At 73.1% G+C, this 21,657-nt stretch carries 12 protein-coding genes; 4 read left to right on the forward strand and 8 right to left on the reverse strand.

The features are described from left to right. Window positions 1–63: 63 nt before the first annotated feature. The gene (gene lon, locus ACIOC1_RS06920; RefSeq protein WP_401852436.1) at window positions 64–2,538 is read right to left on the reverse strand and encodes an endopeptidase La; all 2,475 of its coding nucleotides are present in this window, start codon (window positions 2,536–2,538) and stop codon (window positions 64–66) included. Window positions 2,539–2,708: 170 nt separating this feature from the next. Beyond that, window positions 2,709–3,659 carry a class I SAM-dependent methyltransferase gene (locus tag ACIOC1_RS06925; RefSeq protein ID WP_401852438.1) on the reverse strand — a complete coding sequence of 317 codons (951 nt, stop codon included), beginning with the start codon at window positions 3,657–3,659 and terminating at the stop codon, window positions 2,709–2,711. Between the two features lie 146 nt (window positions 3,660–3,805). Between ACIOC1_RS06925 and ACIOC1_RS06930 the strand changes: the two genes are divergently transcribed. The 4 genes from ACIOC1_RS06930 to ACIOC1_RS06945 all read left to right on the forward strand — a co-directional run bounded on the left by ACIOC1_RS06930 (window position 3,806) and on the right by ACIOC1_RS06945 (window position 10,548). Then, window positions 3,806–4,540, forward strand: a complete 735-nt coding sequence (locus ACIOC1_RS06930; protein WP_401852440.1) for a spermidine synthase — start codon at window positions 3,806–3,808, stop codon at window positions 4,538–4,540. A gap of 60 nt (window positions 4,541–4,600) precedes the next feature. Beyond that, the gene (locus ACIOC1_RS06935; protein ID WP_188281597.1) at window positions 4,601–5,314 is read left to right on the forward strand and encodes a response regulator transcription factor; all 714 of its coding nucleotides are present in this window, start codon (window positions 4,601–4,603) and stop codon (window positions 5,312–5,314) included. Then, on the forward strand, window positions 5,311–6,402 hold the full coding sequence (locus ACIOC1_RS06940; protein WP_355344450.1) for an ATP-binding protein: 1,092 nt from the start codon (window positions 5,311–5,313) through the stop codon (window positions 6,400–6,402). Before ACIOC1_RS06935 ends, ACIOC1_RS06940 begins: the two co-directional genes overlap by 4 nt. Before the next feature lie 249 nt (window positions 6,403–6,651). After that, window positions 6,652–10,548, forward strand: coding sequence for a multifunctional oxoglutarate decarboxylase/oxoglutarate dehydrogenase thiamine pyrophosphate-binding subunit/dihydrolipoyllysine-residue succinyltransferase subunit (locus ACIOC1_RS06945; RefSeq protein ID WP_391044415.1), 3,897 nt, complete (start codon window positions 6,652–6,654; stop codon window positions 10,546–10,548). A 121-nt stretch (window positions 10,549–10,669) separates the two neighbouring features. On the opposite strand, the gene fxsT is transcribed toward ACIOC1_RS06945, so the two are convergent. The 6 genes from fxsT to ACIOC1_RS06975 form a co-directional block, all read right to left on the reverse strand. Continuing rightward, window positions 10,670–13,678, reverse strand: coding sequence for an FxSxx-COOH system tetratricopeptide repeat protein (fxsT, locus tag ACIOC1_RS06950; protein WP_355347232.1), 3,009 nt, complete (start codon window positions 13,676–13,678; stop codon window positions 10,670–10,672). 164 nt (window positions 13,679–13,842) lie between these two features. Continuing rightward, window positions 13,843–15,249 (reverse strand): aKG-HExxH-type peptide beta-hydroxylase, encoded by a 1,407-nt coding sequence (locus ACIOC1_RS06955; protein ID WP_355347235.1) that lies wholly within the window; start codon window positions 15,247–15,249, stop codon window positions 13,843–13,845. After that, window positions 15,246–16,463: an FxsB family cyclophane-forming radical SAM/SPASM peptide maturase gene (locus ACIOC1_RS06960; RefSeq protein WP_401852772.1), complete on the reverse strand. Its 1,218-nt coding sequence runs from the start codon at window positions 16,461–16,463 to the stop codon at window positions 15,246–15,248. The genes ACIOC1_RS06955 and ACIOC1_RS06960 overlap by 4 nt, the downstream gene beginning before the upstream one ends. Window positions 16,464–16,669: 206 nt before the next feature. Then, the gene (fxsA, locus tag ACIOC1_RS06965) at window positions 16,670–17,089 is read right to left on the reverse strand and encodes an FxSxx-COOH cyclophane-containing RiPP peptide (protein ID WP_401852445.1); all 420 of its coding nucleotides are present in this window, start codon (window positions 17,087–17,089) and stop codon (window positions 16,670–16,672) included. 122 nt (window positions 17,090–17,211) lie between these two features. After that, window positions 17,212–20,613, reverse strand: a complete 3,402-nt coding sequence (locus tag ACIOC1_RS06970; protein WP_401852448.1) for an SAV_2336 N-terminal domain-related protein — start codon at window positions 20,611–20,613, stop codon at window positions 17,212–17,214. Window positions 20,614–20,620: 7 nt separating this feature from the next. Next, window positions 20,621–21,634: an AAA family ATPase gene (locus ACIOC1_RS06975; protein WP_401852451.1), complete on the reverse strand. Its 1,014-nt coding sequence runs from the start codon at window positions 21,632–21,634 to the stop codon at window positions 20,621–20,623. Window positions 21,635–21,657: the final 23 nt, after the last annotated feature.

Raw genomic sequence — 21,657 nt, forward strand, 5'->3', positions numbered from 1 at the left:
GGGCCGGGCCACGGCCTTCACGGCCGGACCGCGGCCTTCGACCGGACCCGCGGCCGGAGGCCGTCAGGCGGCCAGCGGCACCTCCGCCTCGGCGGCCTCGGCGGAGGCCGACTCCAGCGCCAGCGCCAGGACTTGGCGGACATCGCTGACCGGGTGGACGTCGAGGGCCGACAGGATCTCGGCCGGGACGTCGTCCAGGTCCGCCTCGTTCCGCTTCGGGATGACGATGGTCGTGATCCCGGCGCGGTGCGCGGCGAGCAGCTTCTGCTTGACGCCGCCGATCGGCAGCACCCGTCCGGTCAGGGACACCTCGCCGGTCATGGCGACGTCGGTACGGACCCGGCGCCCGCTGAGCAGCGACGCCAGCGCGGTGGTCATGGTGACACCGGCGCTCGGCCCGTCCTTCGGCACCGCGCCCGCGGGCACGTGCAGGTGGACGCCGCGCTCCTTGAGGTCGCCGACCGGCAGTTCCAGCTCCGCGCCGTGCGACCGCAGGAAGGACAGCGCGATCTGCGCCGACTCCTTCATGACGTCGCCCAGTTGGCCGGTGAGCTGGAGTCCCGATCCGCCGGTCTCCGGGTCGGCCAGCGACGCCTCGATGTAGAGGACGTCACCGCCCGCGCCGGTCACCGCGAGCCCGGTGGCCACGCCCGGCACCGCCGTGCGCCGCTCCTCCGGGTCCTGCGCGGACTCCGGTACGTGGTGCGGCCGTCCGATCAGCGCCCGCAGGTCGTCGGGGCCGACGGTGAACGGCAGTTCCTGGTCGCCCAGTTCGTGCCGCGCCGCGATCTTGCGCAATATCCGGGCGACGGTGCGCTCCAGATTGCGGACGCCCGCCTCGCGGGTGTACTCGCCCGCCAGCCTGCGCAGCGTCTCCTCCTCCAGCGCCACCTCGTCCTCGGCCAGGCCCGCCCGCTCCAACTGGCGCGGGAGCAGGTGGTCGCGGGCGATGACGACCTTCTCGTCCTCGGTGTAGCCGTCGAGCCTGACCAGCTCCATCCGGTCGAGCAGCGGCTCGGGGATGGTCTCCAGGACGTTGGCGGTGGCCAGGAACACCACGTCGGACAGGTCGAGTTCGACCTCCAGGTAGTGGTCCCTGAACGTGTGGTTCTGCGCCGGGTCGAGGACTTCGAGCAGCGCCGCCGCCGGGTCGCCCCGGTAGTCGGAGCCGACCTTGTCGATCTCGTCGAGCAGCACCACCGGGTTCATCGACCCGGCCTCCTTGATGGCCCGCACGATTCGGCCGGGCAGCGCGCCGACGTACGTACGCCGGTGGCCGCGGATCTCCGCCTCGTCGCGGACGCCGCCCAGCGACACCCGGACGAAGGTACGGCCCATGGCGCGCGCGACGGATTCGCCGAGGGAGGTCTTGCCGACTCCGGGCGGCCCGACCAGGGCCAGCACCGCGCCGCCCGCCCGCCGCCCGCCGCCGCTCTTGCCGGAAGCAGCGTCCGTCTGGCCGCCGACGACACCGAGGCCGCGGTCCGCGCGCCGCTTGCGCACGGCCAGGTACTCGGTGATGCGTTCCTTGACGTCGTCCAGGCCCGAGTGGTCGGCGTCCAGCACCGCGCGGGCGCCCGGGACGTCGTAGGTGTCCTCGGTCGTGGTGTTCCACGGCAGTTCCAGGACGGTGTCCAGCCAGGTGCGGATCCAGGAGCCCTCGGGGGAGGCGTCCGAGGAGCGCTCCAGCTTCTCGACCTCCTTCAGGGCGGCCTCGCGGACCTTCTCCGGCAGTTCGGCGGCCTCGACGCGGGCGCGGTAGTCCTCGCTCTCGTTCTCCGGGTCGCCGTTCAGCTCCGCCAGTTCCTTGCGGACCGCTTCGAGCTGCTGGCGCAGCAGGAACTCGCGCTGCTGCTTCTCCATGCCCTCCTGCACGTCCTTGCGCAGGCTCTCGGCCACGTCCTGCTCGGCGAGGTGGTCGCGCAGCCACTGGACGGCCAGCTTGAGCCGGGCCATCGGGTCGAGGGTCTCCAGCAGCTCCACGCGCTGCTCGGTGGTGAGGTAAGGGGAGTAGCCGGAATTGTCGGCGAGCTGGGACAGGTCGTCGATCTGCTGGACCCGGTCCACCACCTGCCAGGCGCCGCGCTTGCGCAGCCAGCTCGTGGCCAGTGCCTTGTACTCCTTCATCAGCTCGGCGACCGTGCCGGGCGACTCCGCGGGCGCCGGTTCCTCCACCGGCGTGCCCTCCACCCACAAAGCGGCGCCGGGCCCGGTCGTACCGGCCCCGATCCGCACGCGTGAGCGGCCCCGGATCACGGCGCCGGGGTCGCCGTCGGACAGCCGGCCGACCTGCTCGACGGTGCCGAGCACCCCGATCCCCGCGTAGGTCCCGTCCACGCGGGGAACGAGCAGCACCTTCGGCTTGTTGTCGCCGCTGTCACCGGCGAGGCCGCCGGTTCCGGCGGCGGCGTGCGCGGCTTCCACCGCGGCCCGCGCCTCCGTGTCCGACAGGTCGACCGGCACGACCATGCCGGGCAGGACGACCTCGTCGGACAGGGGCAGCACGGGCAGAGTGAGCGTTGTGGGCGTCGAAGCCATGATCTCCCCTTCGGCAATCAAGTTGAGCTATGTCGACTCAATGCGTGGGGCACTTCGAATGTTCCCCGGGGTGCGTTCGCTCTCAGCGATCCCCGGCCTCGGCGGTCCTGACCTGCGCGATCCAACTCCCGGCGATCCCCGCTCCCGGCGGTCCCCCGCAGCTCCCCCGGTCAGCTCCTGGCGCGCAGGAAGGCCGAGGTGGAGACCCGGCCCAGCATCTCGAACCGGGACTCCCCGGTCTCCAGGTACTTGTCCGCCGCCTCCTGGACACCGGTCCATGCGGCGTCCCCGTAGTCGTCGAGCACCACGATGCCGCCGGGCGCCGCGATCTTCTCTGCCCACTCCAGGTCGGCCATGACGCCCTCGGCCGAGTGGTCGCCGTCGACGATGATCACGCCGTACTTCCGGTCGGAGACCGCGGCCCGGGTGTCCGGGTCGCCGGAGAAGCCCTGCTCGATCCTGGCCCGCTCCCCTGCCTTGCCGCCGAGCGCCAGATTCGCGCGCACCACGTCCATCCGCACCGGCGTGCCGGTGGGCTCGCCGACCGGCCGGGCGCCCGGCTGGAGCTGCGTCCCGGCCAGCGGGTCGACGATGGTCAGCCGCGCCTCGACACCGGCCCGGTGCAGCATCCGCATCAGCGCGGCGGAGAACAGGCCGTGCAGCGTGCCGATCTCCAGCACGTCCTCGTTGGGCGGGTCGAGCAGCGGGACCGTGGCCAGCTTCCCGCAGATGTTGTAGGTGGAACCGGCCAGGCGGCCGACGGCCAGGGCTTCGAGCGCGATCACATTGCGGAAGGCGATCGTCACATTGCGCCGCGCGTCGGCCTCGTCGCGGCCCGAGACGGCGACCATCTCCCGCACCAGGGTGTCGATCCGGTCCGGGGTGGGCAGCCGGGGACCGCTGCGTCCGGTCTTGTCGAAGAGCAGACCGATCGCGAACTGCTGGTCGCCCAGCTCCGCGACCTTCTTGCGCATCGAGTCGAGATCGGCGACCTGCGACCTGCGGTCGCTCTCGATCTCCTTGCGGAGCTTGGAGGCGGAGCTCTGCACGCGACGGTCGACCAGTGCGGCAGCGGGGGCGAGCACCCGCCTGGTCAGTCGATTCTTCAGTAGGGAGGACATGCGCGGAATTTACGCCGCCGGTTCGCCGCCCAGGTCATGCCCCGATGCAGAGGAAATGAAGTTCTCACGACCGAGCAGTTAACGCCCGATGGAAAGGTGGCCGACATAAGGTCATGACCTCGTGCGGCATACGCCAAACTGGCCGTATGACCCTCCAACACCCATCCTCCTACAGCGGAACCCGCGCCTTCGACCACACCGCTCCCGTGGTGCTCGACCGGCAGGAAGGCCCGTACGGGGAGGTGGTGCTGCGACGGCACGGCGACCTGCTCCAGATCATCGCGAACGGGTGTTTCCTCATGGACACCTCCGACGGGCGGTCCGAACGCCTTCTGGTCGACGCGGCATTGGAATACCTGGACGAAGAACCGGCGAACAGCGCGGACCGGCCCGGCCGCTCGGTGCTCATCGGCGGTCTCGGCGTCGGATTCTCCCTCGCGCGCGCCGCCGCGCGGCCGGGCTGGTCCCGGATCACCGTCGTCGAACGCGAGTCCGCGGTCGTCGGCTGGCACCGCGACGGGCGGCTCGCGCCGTTCTCCGCGGGCGCGCTGGACGACCCGCGGGTGACCGTGGTCGAGCGGGACCTGGTGGCGTACGTGGCGGAGCCCGGCGAGCGGTACGACGCGCTCTGCCTGGACATCGACAACGGCCCGGACTGGACGGTCACCGACGACAACGGCGGTCTGTACGGCCCCGCGGGCCTCGCGGCCTGCCGGAACCGGCTGACGGCCGGCGGCGTCCTTGCCGTGTGGTCGGCGAGCCCGTCGGCCGGTTTCGAGGACGCGCTGCGGACCGCGGGCTTCTCCGGAGTACGCACTCTGGAGGTGGAAGTGACGCGTGGGGTTCCGGATGTCGTGCACCTGGCGATCAACGCCGCGTAGTCAGGGCGCCCACCTGCCCCGTAGGCTCCCCCGTAACCAGGACGACCTTGTGGGGCGGAATTGGACAGCGCGCAGACGACGGGCACGCAGCGCCGGGTGCTGGTGGTCGAGGACGACCAGACCATCACGGAGGCCATCGCGGCCAGGCTGCAGGCCGAGGGATTCCAGGTGCGGACGGCGGGGGACGGTCCCTCCGCGGTGGAGTCCGCGCACACCTGGCAGCCCGACCTGCTGGTTCTCGATGTCATGCTGCCCGGCTACGACGGCCTCGAGGTCTGCCGCCGGGTGCAGGCCGACCGGCCGGTGCCGGTGCTGATGCTCACCGCGCGCGACGACGAGACGGACATGCTGGTCGGGCTCGGCGTCGGCGCCGACGACTACATGACCAAGCCGTTCTCGATGCGCGAGCTGGCCGCCCGCGTGCACGTCCTGCTGCGCCGGGTCGAGCGGGCCTCGATCGCCGCGCACGACCCGCGCGGCGCCAGCATGCAGCTCGGCGACCTGGAGATCGACCACGCGCAGCGCCGGGTCCGGGTCAGGGGCGCCGACGTGCACCTGACCCCGACCGAGTTCGAGCTGCTGGTCTGCCTGGCGCAGCAACCGCGCGCCGTGCTCTCCCGCGAGCAGTTGCTCGCCGAGGTGTGGGACTGGGCCGACGCGTCGGGCACCAGGACCGTCGACAGCCACGTCAAGGCGCTGCGCCGCAAGATCGGCGCCGAGCGCATCCGTACCGTGCACGGCGTCGGGTACGCGCTGGAGACCCCGGCGCCATGACCCGGTGGTGGCGCCGGCTGTGGCGGCGCGTGTGGGACGCGCTGCGGCCCTGGGACCCGTACCGCTCCATCAAGGCCGCGCTCCAGCTCCTGGTGATCATCTCGGTGCTGATCACCACCCTGCTGGTGATCGTCGCCATCCACTCGGCGACCGAGCTGCGGGTCATCACGATCTTCTCGATCATCGCCTCGCTGCTGCTGACCCAGATCGTCGCCAACGGCCTGACCGCGCCGCTGCGCGAGATGACGGCCGTCGCCAAGGCGATGGCGGGCGGCGACTACAGCCGCCGGGTGGCGCGGGTGCGCAGGGACGAGGTCGGCGAGCTGGCCGAGACCTTCAACCAGATGGCGGCCGATCTGGCCGCCGTCGACCGGCACCGCAAGGAACTCGTGGCGAATGTCTCGCACGAGCTGCGCACCCCCATCGCCGCGCTGCGGGCCGTGCTGGAGAACGTGGTGGACGGGGTGTCGGCCGCCGACCCCGAGACCATGCGGCTGGCGCTCCAGCAGACCGAACGGCTCGGCAAGCTGGTCACCCAGCTGCTGGACCTCTCGCGACTGGACAGCGGCGCGGTCCGGCTGGAGGCCAAGCGCTTCGAGGTGTGGCCGTACCTGTCGGCGGTGCTGCGCACCGCGAGCCTGGGCATGGAGGGCTCCTCCGCGACCGGCTCCCGCTCCCGGCCGCGCGCCGACGTCCACCTGCACCTGGACGTGTCACCCCCGGAACTGACGGCCTACGCCGACGGCGAGCGGCTGCACCAGGTGGTGGCCAACCTGGTCGACAACGCGGTCAAGCACAGCCCGCCGGGCGGCCGGGTGACGGTACGGGCCAGGCGCGGCGGCGCGCCGGGCAGCCTCGACCTGGACGTGCGCGACGAGGGGCCCGGCATCCCCGAGGCCGACCGCACTCGCGTCTTCGACCGCTTCCACCGCGGCGCGCATCCGGGCGGCGACGGCGGGACGGGGCTCGGTCTGGCCATCGCGCGCTGGGCGGTGGACCTGCACGGCGGGCGGATAGAAGTGGCCGAATCCCCTCGCGGCTGCCGGATCCACGTCACCCTTCCGGGTGTCTCCACGGCGCAACCTTGACCTAAAGTTGGGGCGAGCCGCTCGCGGCCGCCCCCCAGCCGCCCTCCGCCGCACCGACGCCGTGCGAGCGCGGCTGATCGAACGACCCCCAAGAGGGATCAATTTCCCGCCAGGAACAGCACTGAAACCAGTCTTCGGGTGTGACATGCGCGACGTAAGGGCCCCGGGCCTGCATCGACCCCTCCAGTAGGCGTAGCCTTTATTTCCGCTGTCCACCATCTTGTGAAGCGGAAGAGGGCGGTTGCCGCCGTGTCGTCACAGTCCCCCAATAGCTCTAGTGTCTCGACCGACCACGAAGCGCAGGGCGAAGGCCCCGCAGCGGGCTTCGGCCCCAATGAGTGGCTGGTCGATGAGATCTACCAGCAGTACCTCCAGGATCGGGACTCGGTAGACCGAGCCTGGTGGGACTTCTTCGCCGACTACAAGCCGGACGGCTCCGCCGATTCGGCGGCCGCCCCCGGCCAGGGCGGCGCCTCCGGCGCCGCCGCTCGCGCGACGTCCCCCGACGAGGGCAGCGCCGTAGGCGCCGCGCAGCCGGTCCCCGCGGGCGCGACGGACGCCCCGGCGCCCGCCGCCCCTCCCGCTCCCGCGCAGCCGGTCGCCAACGGCACCCCCGTGGCCTCCCCCGCCGCGCCTGCCGCCCCCGTGGCGCCCGCGGCGGCCCCCGCGCCCGTCCCGGCGCCTGCGGCCCAGGCACCGGCGGCTCCGGCCGCTCCCGCGCCCGCGCCCGCCCCGAAGCAGGCGGCGCCCCGGCAGGCCGCCCCCGCGCCGGAGCCCCAGGGCACCGAGTACGTGACGCTGCGCGGCCCGGCCGCCGCGGTCGCCAAGAACATGAACGCCTCGCTGGAGCTGCCGACCGCCACCTCGGTCCGCGCCATCCCGGTGAAGCTGCTGTTCGACAACCGCATCGTCATCAACAACCACCTCAAGCGCGCCCGCGGCGGCAAGGTCTCCTTCACGCACCTGATCGGGTACGCGATGGTGCAGGCGCTCAAGGCGATGCCGGCGATGAACCACTCCTTCGCGGAGAAGGACGGCAAGCCGACGCTGGTCAAGCCCGACCACGTCAACCTGGGTCTGGCCATCGACCTGGTGAAGCCCAACGGCGACCGCCAGCTCGTCGTCGCGGCCATCAAGAAGGCCGAGACGCTGAACTTCTTCGAGTTCTGGCAGGCCTACGAGGACATCGTCCGCCGCGCCCGCAACGGCAAGCTGACGATGGACGACTTCACCGGCGTCACCGCATCGCTGACCAACCCCGGCGGCCTGGGCACCGTGCACTCCGTGCCGCGGCTGATGCCCGGCCAGAGCATGATCCTCGGCGTCGGCTCGATGGACTACCCGGCCGAGTTCCAGGGCACCTCGCAGGACACCCTGAACAAGCTGGGCATCTCCAAGGTCATGACGCTGACCAGCACGTACGACCACCGGGTGATCCAGGGCGCCGCCTCCGGCGAGTTCCTGCGGATCATGAACCAGCTCCTGCTCGGCGAGAACGACTTCTTCGACGACATCTTCGCCGCGCTGCGCATCCCGTACGAGCCGGTCCGCTGGCGCACCGACATCGACACCGCGCACGACGACGACGTCACCAAGGCCGCGCGGGTCTTCGAGCTGATCCACTCCTACCGGGTCCGGGGCCACGTCATGGCCGACACCGACCCGCTGGAGTACCGCCAGCGCAAGCACCCCGACCTGGACGTGCTGGAGCACGGACTGACCCTGTGGGACCTGGAGCGCGAGTTCGCGGTCGGTGGCTTCGCGGGGAAGTCACTGATGAAGCTGCGCGACATCCTCGGGGTGCTGCGCGACTCGTACTGCCGCACCGTCGGCGTCGAGTTCATGCACATCCAGGACCCCAAGCAGCGCAAGTGGATCCAGGACCGGATCGAGCGCCCGCACGCCAAGCCCGAGCGCGAGGAGCAGCTCCGCATCCTGCGCAGGCTCAACGCGGCCGAGGCGTTCGAGACCTTCCTCCAGACGAAGTACGTCGGCCAGAAGCGCTTCTCGCTGGAGGGCGGCGAGTCCGTCATCCCGCTGCTCGACGCGGTCATCGACGCGGCGGCCGAGTCGCGGCTGGACGAGGCCGTGATCGGCATGGCCCACCGCGGGCGGCTCAATGTGCTGGCGAACATCGTCGGCAAGTCGTACGCGCAGATCTTCCGCGAGTTCGAGGGCAACCTCGACCCGAAGTCGATGCACGGCTCCGGCGACGTGAAGTACCACCTGGGCGCCGAGGGCACCTTCACCGGTCTCGACGGCGAGCAGATCACCGTCTCGCTGGCCGCGAACCCCTCGCACCTGGAGACGGTCGACCCGGTCATCGAGGGCATCGCCCGCGCCAAGCAGGACATCATCAACAAGGCGGGCACCGACTTCACGGTGCTGCCGATCGCGCTGCACGGCGACGCGGCCTTCGCGGGCCAGGGCGTCGTCGCGGAGACGCTCAACATGTCGCAACTGCGCGGCTACCGCACCGGCGGCACCGTGCACGTGGTGATCAACAACCAGGTCGGCTTCACCGCCGCCCCGGAGTCCGCGCGCTCGTCGATGTACTGCACCGACGTGGCCCGGATGATCGAGGCGCCGATCTTCCACGTCAACGGCGACGACCCGGAGGCCGTGGTCCGCGTGGCGCGGCTGGCCTTCGAGTTCCGGCAGGCGTTCAACAAGGACGTCGTGATCGACCTGATCTGCTACCGCCGCCGCGGGCACAACGAGTCGGACAACCCGGCGTTCACCCAGCCGCTGATGTACGACCTGATCGACAAGAAGCGCTCGGTGCGCAAGCTCTACACCGAGTCGCTGATCGGCCGCGGCGACATCACCCTGGAAGAGGCGGAGCAGGCGCTCCAGGACTACCAGGGGCAGTTGGAGAAGGTCTTCACCGAGGTCCGCGAGGCGGCGTCCGCGCCGCCCGCGAGCCACGAGACGCCCGTGCAGCCGGAGTTCCCGGTCGCGATGCCCACGGCGGTCTCCGCCGAGGTCGTCAAGCGGATCGCCGAGTCGCAGGTCAACATCCCCGAGCACGTCACCGTCCACCCGCGGCTGCTGCCGCAGCTCCAGCGCCGCGCGGCGATGGTCGAGGACGGCACGATCGACTGGGGCATGGGCGAGACGCTGGCGATCGGTTCGCTGCTCCTGGAGGGCACGCCGGTCCGGCTCGCGGGCCAGGACTCGCGGCGCGGCACCTTCGGCCAGCGGCACGCGGTGCTGATCGACCGGGAGACCGGCGAGGACTTCACCCCGCTGCTGTACCTGTCCGAGGACCAGGCCCGTTACAACGTCTACGACTCGCTGCTCAGCGAGTACGCGGCGATGGGCTTCGAGTACGGCTACTCGCTGGCCAGGCCCGAGGCGCTGGTGCTGTGGGAGGCGCAGTTCGGCGACTTCGTCAACGGCGCCCAGACCGTGGTGGACGAGTACATCACCGCGGCCGAGCAGAAGTGGGGCCAGACGTCCGGCGTCACCCTGCTGCTGCCGCACGGCTACGAGGGCCAGGGCCCGGACCACTCCTCGGCCCGGATCGAGCGCTTCCTCCAGCTCTGCGCGCAGAACAACATGACGGTCGCCACCCCGACCACCCCGGCCAACTACTTCCACCTGCTGCGCTGGCAGGTGCACAACCCGCACCACAAGCCGCTGATCGTCTTCACCCCGAAGTCGATGCTCCGGCTGAAGGCGGCGGCGTCGAAGGCCGAGGACTTCACCACCGGGCAGTTCCAGCCGGTGATGGGCGACACCTCGGTGCAGCCCGAGGCGGTCCGCAAGGTCGTCTTCTGCTCCGGCAAGGTCTACTACGACCTGATCGCCGAGCGGGAGCGGCGCGGGGCGACCGACGTGGCCTTCATCCGCATCGAGCGGCTGTACCCGCTGCCGGGTGTGGAGATCCAGGCGGCCATCGCGCCGTACACCAAGGCGCAGAAGTTCGTGTGGGCGCAGGACGAGCCCGCGAACCAGGGCGCGTGGCCGTTCATCGCGCTCAATCTGATCGACCACCTGGACCTGCTGCTCGGCGCGGCCCCGGACAACGCGGACCGGCTCCGCCGGGTGTCCCGCCCGGCGTCGTCCTCGCCCGCGGTGGGCTCCGCCAAGCGGCACCAGGAGCAGCAGCAGCAGTTGATCGAAGAGGTCTTCTCGATCTGACCTCCCGCCCGTCGCGAACGGCCGCCGGCCCCGCACCCTCTCAAGGGGTACGGGGCCGGCGGCCGTTCGCGCGGGGCGCGTGCCAGGCGCCGCCAGCCAGACGAGACTTTACGGACACGCCCTAGGAGCTGATGGGCTCGAAGTCCCAGTAGGGGCGGGTGCGGGAGCGGGCCGTCACCGTGTGCGGGTGCTGCGGGCCGAGGGTGGCCGAGAGCGCGGCCAGCGCCTCCTCCTCGATCTTGTCGGCCTCCTGCCGCTTGCGCATGTTGCGCAGGTCGGTGGCGAGCGCGATCCGGCAGGACAGCGTCAGCGGGTGGTCCTTGCCGAGCCGGGCGGTGGCCCGCTCGGCGGTGGCGCGGGAGAGTTCGGCCGCGCTCTCCGGGTCGCCCGCGAAGTTGCGGGCGCCGCTGGCGTTGAGCGCGCAGCCCAGCGTCCACGGGTGGTCGTCGCCGACCGCGCGGGACATGCCGGTCAGCGCGTCCTCGATCTCGATCTGCGACTGCTGCCGCTCGCCGGCCGCCCGCAGCAGCAGGCCGTGGTTGGCGAGCGCGCCGGCGACGAACGCGTGCCGGGCGTTGAACTGCCAGCGGTAGTGCCGCAGTACGAACTCCGACAGCTCCCTGGCCCGGTCGAGGTCGCCGTGCTCCCGCTCGAAACTGGAATACGTGACCGCGACCCGCAGCGACAGCGGGTCGGTGCTGCCTAGCACCCGCTCGCAGCGCTCCAGCAGCCGGCCCATCAGATGGGCGGCACGCGGCCGGTCGCCCGCCCGGTAGTAGCACTGCGCCAGATTGTGCTCGGCGCGCAGCGTCTGGGGGTTGTCGGCGCCCAGCACGGTGCGGTGGGTCTCGGCGTTGCGCTCCTGCACCGAGGTGGCCTGGTCGTAGCGGCCGAGCAGCCGCAGGTCGTACGCGTAGGAGTTCTCCGAGGAGAGCGTGACGATGTTGCGGGCGCGCAGCAGTTCGCGGCGCGCCTCCAGGATCTCGCCGTCGAGGTCGAGGGCTTCCTGGTAGCGGCCGAGCAGCCGGTAGGTGACGGCCAGGTTGTTCTTGGCGAGCAGGGTGCGGGGGTCCTGCTCCCCGACGAGTCGGGCGTAGCCGCGCTCGACGAACCGGGCCGTCTCCAGGCCCTCGTCGTAGCGGCCGAGGTTGCGCAGGTCCGCGGCGAGACCGTTGGCGGCGCGCAGGGTCAGCAGGTCCTGTTCGCCGCGGTCGGCGCGCAGGGTCTCGAAGGCGTCGCGGTCCAGGGCCTCGGTGGCGACGTAGTCGCCCATGGCGCGCATCATGTTGGCCCGGTTGTTCACCAGGTCCCACAGCCGCGGGTGACCGGGCTCCAGCAGCTCGGGCCAGTGCTTGGCCGTGGCCTCGGCGAGCCGCAGTCCGGCCCGGTACTCGCCCGACAGGTGCAGGTAGCGCAGGCAGTTGACGATCATGAGCTGGATGTCGGGGTTGGTGCTGCGCAGCGCGCCGGACGCCTCCAGGTGCGGGACGATCTCGGCGTAGCGCGGCCACAGCCGGGTGTCGGTGGGGCGGCCGGGGTCGGCGGCGGCCAGGATCTTGCGGACCACCTGGGAGTACAGGTTCTGCTCGGCGGCGGGCATGTCAGCCCGCACCGCCTGGTAGACCAGCCGGTGCATCTGGACGACCTCGGCGCTGCCCGCGGCCTCGTCGTCCTCGGCCTCCGGCGGGTCGGACTGCACGACGGCCCACTGGGCGAGCTTGCTGATCGCCGAGTTCCACAGCAGCGGGTCTTCCATCAGCCCGGTGAGCTGTTCCGGCAGGTCGCGCACGGGCAGGTCGCGCAGCAGCCGGACCGGGATCGGCCCCGGCGCGAAGAAGACGCACAGCCGCAGCAGGTCGACGGCCTCCGGCTTGTCCTCGCGGAGCCGGTTGAGCAGTATCGAGAAGGCGGTGTAGTACGTCATCTGGAAGTCGGCGGCGACCTTGAGGCCGGGTTCGACGTCCGCGCCGTGCCGCAGCAGCTCGATGTAGTCGTCCACCGGCATGGACGAGTCGTTGAGCGCGCCCGCGTTCTGGTCCAGGGCCAGCGCGAGGTCGCCGAGGGCGTCGGCCAGCTTGTCGGCGTCGGCGTCGTCCAGCCGCGGCGCGCGCCGCCGTACGAAGGCGACGCTCTCCGCCCTGCTGTAGACGGGCACTTCGATCAGGGCGCTGTTGTGCTCGGCCCACTCGCGGTTCTGCGAGGTGATCAGTACGTGGCCGGGCCCGGTGGGCACCAGGTCGTGGATGTCCTCGGGCTGGTCGGCGCCGTCGAGGACCACCAGCCAGCGGAAGTAGGGCTCGCCCCGGCGCAGCGCGTCGCGTACCGCGCGCAGCCGTTCGCCGTACTCGCGGCCGGTGACCAGGCCGAGCGCGGGCGCCAGGCCCGCCAGCTTCTCGCGCAGGGTGCCGCGCTCGCTGGCGCGCACCCACCACACGACGTCGTACTCCGGGCCGAAGCGGTAGACGTACTCGGTCGCGATGTGGGTCTTGCCGACCCCGGACAGGCCGTGCAGGGTGGCGACGCCCGCGCCGGGCTCGGCCTGGGTGAAGTGGTTGTGCAGGTCGCCGAGGAGCTCCTCGCGGCCGGTGAAGCGGGTGTTGCGGCGCGGGACACCGCCCCAGACGTCGGGCTGTTCCAGCGGGAAGCGCGGGCCGCCGGAGCCGCTGAGGGTGTCGCTGGAGGAGGCGCGGGAGGGGGTGATGCCGAGCCTGCCGAGCAGTCGCCGCTCGGCCTCGGCCGCGCCCAGGCCCCACAGGTCGGCGGCGCCGAGTGAGGCGACGGCGCTGGGCAGCGCGGCCGGGGTGACGGAGACCGCGGCGAAGCGCTCGCTGTGGTCGGGGACGACCGCGCGCAGCGCCACGTTCCACTCCTCGTGGGTGCGCGGGCCGAGCCGGAAGTACCACTCGCTGAGCACGATCAGCACGCGGCCCTCGGACAGCAGCAGGTCACGTAACATCCGCTCGATGGAGTCCGTGGGGTCGGCGTCCCAGCGTTGCAGCGCCACCTGCTGGCCGTGCCGTTCGAGTCTGCTCGCGATCCACGCCGCCCAGGCCCTGTTGTAGCCCGCGTAACTGATCGTGACGATTCCCGGCCCCCGTGCTGCTGAGGCGGCGTTACGCCCTCCGGCCATGCGTGCGACTCCCTCGTGATACGCGCGTAGTGCTCTGGCGGGTCAGTGGATCGACAGTGAGCCAGGTGCGCCCGACGGCACAGGTGACTTTCGCCAGAAACTACACTGCTTTACTCCCCCGTTGACGTACGGTCATGCCGTTTCGCGCGCCCAAAGACGCCCGTTCAGACCCGCTTTCGCCGCCAGATGACCCGGGCCGTCTCGACGTACGCCGTGGCGCGCGCCAGGTGGCCTTCCGGCGGCGTGTGCCGTCCCAGCCGAGTGTGGTACGCCGCCATGGAGTTGACCAGGGTGCGGCCCTGCGGGGTCAGCCGGTTGGAGCCGAGCAGCTGCGGCAGGACGGCCTCGACCTGGAGGCGGCAGCGGCAGTGCGCGGCCCACGCGGCGTCACGCTGTGCGGGGTCCGCGGCGGCCAGTGCGACGCCGAGGTGGAAGTCGGCGAGCGCGAGGTGGGCGTACGCGCCCTGGAAGACGCCGTCGAAGGGGCGCGGGTCCTGCCGCCAGGGGGCCCAGTAGCGGGCGGTGTCGTCCGCGGTGTGCAGCGCGGTGACGCCGGCCAGGGCGAGGAGCTTGGTGTGCTGCAACTCGTGGACGAGCGCGGCGGCCATCTTCAGGCCGCCCATCGGCGTACTGCTGAGCAGCGCACCGAAGGCGTCGCCCAGGGTGGCGCTGTACTGGGCGGACGCGGCGCCGTCCAGCGGCACGAAGCAGTCGAGCAGCGCGGCCACTTCGCGGGCCCGGGTGCCGTCGCCGAGCCGCAGCCAGGGCTGGGCCTCGCGCCAGGCGGTACGCCATCTGGCCCGGTCCTCGTCGGCGAGCCGGTCGGCGGCGGACAGCCCGTACGGATTGGCGCGGCGGCCCTCCGCGCGGTACGGGTCGGCGTCGTCGATCAGCACCGGGTGACCGTCGGGGCGGTCCTCCTGCGGCCACAGCGCCTGGATCGGGCGCCAGCCGGGGGCGGCCGAGCGCCACACGCCGTCGGTTCCCCTGCGCACCTCGACCGCGTGGCGGGTGCGCTCCTCGGGGCGCAGCCAGAGCCGGTTGCCGTCGCCGTCGACCCGCATCCGGGGCGCGGCGGCGCCGGGCTTGCGCGGGGGGCCCGCGGCCGGCAGCCGGTAGCCGCCGAGCGTCGGCAGCGTCAACAGGCCGTCGCGTACCGGTACGTCGGCGCTGAAGCGCAGGCCCGCGCGGGCGGCGGCGGACGCGGCGAGCGCGCCCAGGTGCGGCAGCGCCTCCGCGGCCCGCGGCGCCTGGCCCGCCACGGTGAGCGCCCGCAGGCTGCGCTCGGCCCACGCGCCGGTCAGCGGGTAGTGCACGACGCGGCGGGCGGCTGCCGGGTCCGCGCGCTCGGCCCGCTCCAGCAGCCGCCAGTCGCCCAGCACGCGCTCGGCGGTCCCCTCGGGCAGCGACCCGGCGGGCGCGGTCCGCACGGCGTCGAGCAGCGCGCGCAGCACCAGCAGCCGCCGCCCGCGCTGGTGGCTGACCAGCAGCTCCAGCGAGTCCGGCCCGCTGCCGGTGCTGCCGAGCACCGGCAGCACCGCGTCGAGCACGGGCGCAGCGGCGGTGGTCACGGCGTCTCCCGCCGTATGCGGGACGCGGCGGGCGCCGGGGCCGCCGCCTCGGCGAGGCGGCGCGCGATGTGCCGGATGAGCAGCGCCATGTCGGCGCAGTAGACCGACGGGTTGCGGAAGCCGGAGCCCTCCCGGTAGCGGTGGACGTAGTGGCCGCCGCCGCAGACGGTGACCAGCGGGCAGGCGCGGCAGGTGGCGGCGAGGGCGGCGAGCCCGGCCTGGCGGGCGGCGACGCCGGGGTGGGCGAGCGCGTCGTCGAAGCTGTTGCGGAAGACGTCGAGCCCGGTGGCGGCGGCCCCCTCGTACGCGGACTTGAGCGAGTCGACCTGCTCGATGCTGCCGTCGGTCTCGATCACGACGGCGGTGAAGGGCTGGAGCCCGAGCCGTTCGACGGGCGACCGGAGGCCGAGCAGCAGCGCCACGCACTCCTCGAACAGCCGAATCCTGGTCTCCCGGCGCTCCGCGCCCCACCAGCGGTCGAAGACGGCGGAGAGCCAACTCCCGTACGGCGCCGGGTCGTCGGCGGACGCGGGCAGTCCCGGCGGCGGCGCGGTCCAGTTGCCGTGCGGCAGCAGCAGGTCCATCCGCGGCGGCCGGAAGGCGAGCAGCGACTCGTACACCTCGACCGGGTCGTGGGCGAGGTCGACGACGCACAGCAGTCCGCCGTACGCCTCGGGCGCGGTCTCGGCGAGCAGCCGCACCCCGGCGGAGGCGGCGGCCCAGGACGGGCGGCCCGCGTGGTCGACACGCGCGGCGTTGTGGGCGGGCAGGCCGCCGTCGAGGCTGACGCCGACGCGTATACGCGCGTCACGCAGGACGCGCAGCCGGTCGGCGGTGAGCAGGGTGCCGTTGGTCTGCACGCTGGCGTGCACGGCGCAGTCGGCGGGGACGGTGCGGCGGATCAGGTCGACGTCGGCGGCGAGCGCGTCGGCGCCGTTGAGCAGCGGTTCGCCGCCGTGCAGCACCACGGCGACATCGCGCAGACGGTGGGTCGCGGCGTGTTCCGCGATGCGTTCTGCGGTGCGCCGGGTCACCGCGTCGGGGGCGGCGCGGGGGCGGTCCCGCCAGCCGTGGTCGGGGCCCGCGTAGAGGTAGCAGTAGGTGCAGGCCAGATTGCAGCGGCTGTGCGTCTTGAGGATGAACTGCCGCAGGGGGAAGGCCCCTTCGGCCGCCGTACTGCCGGTCCGCGGCCTGTCGTCGGCCGGATGACGCACCACATCACCTCCCCCGTGTACCTCAGGCCGCCCCGTCGGCCCCAGCGGTTGTTCCCGCTGGGCGGCCGGAAGTAAACACCTCGGCAAGGAATTGGCCGTATTCGCCCTGGAGCACGGCCAAAAGCGGCGTTCCGTCAGGAGTTCACGCGATACGGGGGTACGTGGGCTGTGGTCGCGCGCGCCGGTGCCCGGTGCGCCGGGCGGCGTCAGCCGGTGGCCTCCGGCGCGCTGGGGTCGCTCTCGAAGCCCCACAGCGCCTCGCCGCCGGGACCGGCCGCGCGCGCCCGCAGATCGCTCACCAGGGCGGACAGCACCGGGTGTTCGACGGTGCGCAGCGACTCCAGGTCCAGGCCGAGCAGGTCGATGTCGGCGTCCGCCGGAATCCGGTAGGCGGGGGCGTGCTCGGGCGACACCGCCTCGGGAAGGTCCCGGTCGGAAGGTGCCCGCTCGGGGACCGCCCGCTCGGGGGCTGGCCGTTCGGGGACCGCGCGCTCGGGGGCTGGCCGCTCGGCGACCGCCCTCTCGTCAACAGCCCTTTCGTGAACGGCGCGTTCGGGTAACGCCTCGTCGTGGTGAGCGGGTTCGTCCGGGGGCCGCTCGGCCCCGCCGTACGCTCGGTCGTCCATCGTCGGCCTCAGCTCTCGTCCCGTGGTGGCTCGTGGGGGGATGCAGTTGTCGCGGCCCGGATTCGCGCGGGGTCCTGGCCGGTCGGTCCGAGGCGGCCGGACCGGGGCCGGTCGCCCCGGGCTCAGTTCGTCCGTGTCAGCGCCGCCAGCCGTTCGGCGGTCCGCTGCCGTGCCTCCTCGTCCGCGGCGCCGTCCCCTCCGTCGTCCGGCAGCCGCCGCCATTCGGCCTGCGCGGCCCGGTAGGCGTCGGCGGCGGCCCGCGGGCGCCGGGCGAATTCGTAGACCACGCCACGCCAATGATGCGCCAGCGCCGACAGCCGCACCATGGGGCCGGGTTCCGCCGACCGGTCGGCCGCCGTGCCCGCGGCCTCCGCGGCGCGGCGGTAGGCGTCGGCCGCCTGGTCGAGGCGCTCAACGCGCTGGGTGTGCGCGTAGCCCAGCCGGTGCGACTCGCCCAACTCGTACCAGATCCGGGCCACTTGCGCCGGGTCCACGGCGGGCTGCACGGCCAGGCCCAGGACGTGCTCGGCCTCGCGCAGGTCCACCAGGTCCTGTTCCGCCCGGTAGCGCAGCACCAGGGCCCGGCCGAGCATCAGCAGCCTGCCGGACAGCCTCGGGTCGCTCTCCGGGGTCTCCATCCGGCAGTCCCGCAGGACCTGCACGGCCCGGTTGACGAAGAGTTCGCCGCCGGGGAGCGCGGAGCGGCCGAGCAGCGCGTCGCCCCATTCGGCGACGATCTCGCTGTACTCGGGGCGGTCGCGCGGGGTCAGACGGCACGCCTCGGCGAACCGCCCGGCCGCCGCCTCCAGTTCACCGGCCGGGCCGCCCTCGGTGTGCCGGGCGACCCTGATCCGGCCCGCACGCAGCAGGATCGAGGCCCGCGCCAGCCGGTCGCGGGTCTCGCCGAGCGCCCGGTCGACCAGCCGCTGTGCCTCCGGCAGCCGTCCGCCGACCAGCAGATGGGCGTCGACCAGCGACAGCAGCGCGGCGGTCCGCGCTTCGAGGGCCGCCTCCTCGCGCTCCAGCGCGTCCAGTCCCGCGGCGAAGTACTCGGCGGCCTGGAGTGCGTAGACCTGCTCACGCTCCCGCTCCCCCGCCGTGCCCGCCAGCCGCAGCAAGGCGCGGCCGTGGGCGAGCGACAGCGCGCTGGGGCGGGCGTCGGACAGCGGCCAGGAGTCCGCGAACGCCTCCAGCATCCCCACGGTCTCCTGGAGCAGCCCGGCGTCGCCGCTGAGCTGCCACTGGTCCTCCAGCACCCTGACCCGCTCCAGGGTGGCGCCGAGCACGTCCTGCGGGTCGAGTCCCGGGGCGGCGCAGACCGCGCTGAACTCCCGGTCCGCGCGCCGCAGAAGCTCCAACGCGCCCCGCGTGTCCCCGTTCGCCGCCCGCTCGTCCGCGGCGGCCTGGAACACGCGGGCGCGCACCGCGCGGGCCGGTACCGAGCCCGGGTGCGCCGCGGCCGTCGCCGCCGCGTCCTGGGCCTCGCGCAGCAGCGCGGCCCCGCCGCGCAGCCGCCACAGCGTGATGAGATTCTGCGCCAGCTCGCTCCACAGGTCGGGGTCCGAGCCGCGCACCCGCTCCTCGTCCGCCGCGCGGCGCAGCAACTGCACCGCGTCCAGCAGATTCTGGACCATGCCCTCCTCGGTGAAGCGCGCGACCAACTGCCGGGCCCGCTGCACCGCGGACGACGGCAGTCCCGTACCGGCTCCCACGGCCAGCCGGTCGTGGCCGGTGTTCCCCGGCAGCGGCATGAAGCGCTCCAGCACCCGGGCGGCGACCTCCGCGAAGGGCTGCGGGGACTCGGCGACGACGGTCGACGCCTGCTCGGCGAGCGCGGTGGCGCGGGCCGCGGTGGCGACGGCGGCGTCCGCGAGCCGGTCCCCCGGCCCCTCGGTGAGCTGCGTGATGGCCAGCGCGGGGAAGTTGGGGCCGCTCTTGCCGAAACGCTGCTCGACGTACTCCGAGCAGTGCTTGAGCACCAGCAGCGCCTCGTCCCTGCCGAGCGGGCCGAGCAGCACGTCCCGTACGCCGTCGGCGAATTCGTACCAGCGGTGGTCGCGCGCGTCGTCGCCCGATATGCGCTTGAGCAGGCCGCTGAGCAGCACCTCGGACAATTCGGCGGGCCCCGAGTCGGGCAGCATCGTGCGCTGGACGAGCTGCATGACGGGCAGGAAGAGCGGGGCGGCGGCGAGGTAGACGGCGAGCTGGGCGGCGGCGGGCGAGGCGGCCGAGCGGAACCGGCCGACCAGGGCGACCGGCGGCACCGGGGACTGCCGTACGGGCGCCGGGGTCGCGGGCTGGTCGGAGCGCACCCAGCCGACGGCGGCGGGCACGCGGGCCGCGCCCGTGCCCGCCAGCAGCCGCGCCCACGCGCCCAACGCCTCGGCGGTGGGCGGCAGTACGGGCACCGGCAGCGCGTCGCCCGCGGGTGCGGCCGGCACGTAGTGGGAGGAGCCGCCGGTGCCCGAGGAGAAGCGCGGCGGCGAGGCGGGCAGCAGCCCTTCGCCGCGGTGCAGCACGCCGTACGAGACGGGCAGCCGGGTCCGGGCCCACAACCGGGCCGGGAGCGGCTGGAGTACGGCGACCGGGCCGTGTCTGGCCAGCCGGTGCAGCAGCCGGTGCGCCTGCCCCGACCGCCACAGCGGCCCCGCACAGTCGCTGACCAGCAGGGTCACCCGGCGGCCCGTGGGGTCGCTCAACTGCTCGGCGGAGCGCATCCCGACCGCCTCGGGGTCGAAGCGCCCGCTGACCGCGGGGTCGCCGTCCGGGGTGGCGTGCAGATAGCGGACCTGCACCTCGTGGAAGGCGCCGAGCCGTTCGAAGACCTGGCTCAGCTCGCGGAGCATCCGCTCCCACACGTACATCGAGGACGAGGCGTCCATGAGCAGTTGCATCGAGGCGTCACCGCGCAGCACCGGCCGGAAGACCGGCAGCAGCAGTCCGGCGGCGCGCGCGCTGTTCTCCGCGGTGGCCGACTCGTCGAGCACTTCGCGCAACGGCCGCGCGGGGCTGCGGTAGCGCTGCAACGGCCGCAGCGCCGACTGGAGTTCGAGCAGCCGGGGCAGCGTCGCCGCCTCGGGCACGGCGACCGACAGCGCGGCGGCGGCCGGTCCCGTACGCGCCCGGCCGGGGGCGCTGACGCCCGGATAGAGCTGGACGAGGCGGTCGTCGTCCGGGTCGGTGAGGCTGCGCGGCAGTACGGTGCCGCCGGGCGGGGTGGGGTCGGTGACGCCGGACAGTCCCGGGTGGTGCGCGCCGCTGCCCGTACCGGCGCCGCCGGGGTCGCGGGCCTCCCCCGCGGCGCTCGCGGGGGAGGTCGGGCGGGACCAGCGGGCCAGCCACAGCGCGTCGGCCAACTCGGTGGGTCCCGGGTCGAGTCCGGCCTCGGTCAGGGCGCCGACGACGGACGCGAGCGGGTCGGGCCGCTCGGTGGCGGTGTCGGTGTCGGTGTCTGCGGAGGGTGGTGTCCTCGGGTCGGGCGTCCTCGGGTCGGGGGCCTGCGGGTCGGGTCTCCGGGTGGCCATGGCCGGTTCACCTGGGCCGGTCGAGCCGTTGGATGAGCATGTCCGCCAACCGGCTGCGGGTGGGGGGCGCGGCGTGATGGGTGAGGAAGATCGCGTTCAACAGCTGGTCGGTGGCGAGGAGTTCGCTGCGCGACCGTTCCAGGAAGCGGGTCACCAGGTCGTCGCCGACGGTCGCCGCCTCGTCGCCGAGGTGGGCGCGGACCACGGTGGACAGCCGCTTGTGGTCGGGGCGGCCCAGCTCCAGGTGGATGCAGCGGCGCAGCAGCGGCGGCGGGAAGTCGCGCTCGCCGTTGCTGGTGAGGATGACGAACGGGAAGGCCCGGCAGCGGATGCGGCCCTCACGGAGCGAGACCTTGGCGCCGTCGTCGGTCAACACCTCGACCTGCGGCTCGCGTTCGGCCAGCCGCTCCAGCTCGGGGATGCCGAACTCGCCCTCCTCCATCACGTTCAGCAGGTCGTTGGGCAGGTCGATGTCGCTCTTGTCCAGCTCGTCGATGAGCAGCACCCGCGGCTTGGCGGTCGGCAGCAGGGCGGTGCCCAGCGGGCCGAGCCGGATGTAGCTGCCGATGCCGCCGGGCGGGGCAGTGCCGGAATTCGCCGCGATCTGGGTGTCCTGGAGGCGGGCGATCGCGTCGTAGCGGTACAGCCCGTCCTGGAGCGCGCTGCGGCTGACGATCGGCCAGTGCAGCACGCGGCCGAGGCCCAGTTCGTACGCCACCGCGTGCGCGAGGGTGCTCTTGCCGGTGCCGGGGCTGCCGGTGACCAGCAGCGGACGGCGCAGGTACAGCGCCGCGTTGACCATTTCCAGCTCCTCCGGGCTGGGCCGGTGCATCTCGGCCATGTGCCGGTACGCGCCGAGCCTGCGGGCGGAGGAACTGTCGGGCCCAGGGCCCTGCTGGACCAGTGGGCCGCCATCGAAGTCCCGCCAGGGCGGCGGCTCTGGCAGTCCGTCGATGCCGGTGTGCGGTTCTCCCGTGCCCCGGTAGATGAGCCACTCGCCGGCGGGGGTGGCGTCGGTCATCTCACTCACCTCGATACCTCGTC

The organism is Streptomyces sp. NPDC088197 (assembly GCF_044741185.1).
Taxonomy (GTDB): domain Bacteria; phylum Actinomycetota; class Actinomycetes; order Streptomycetales; family Streptomycetaceae; genus Actinacidiphila.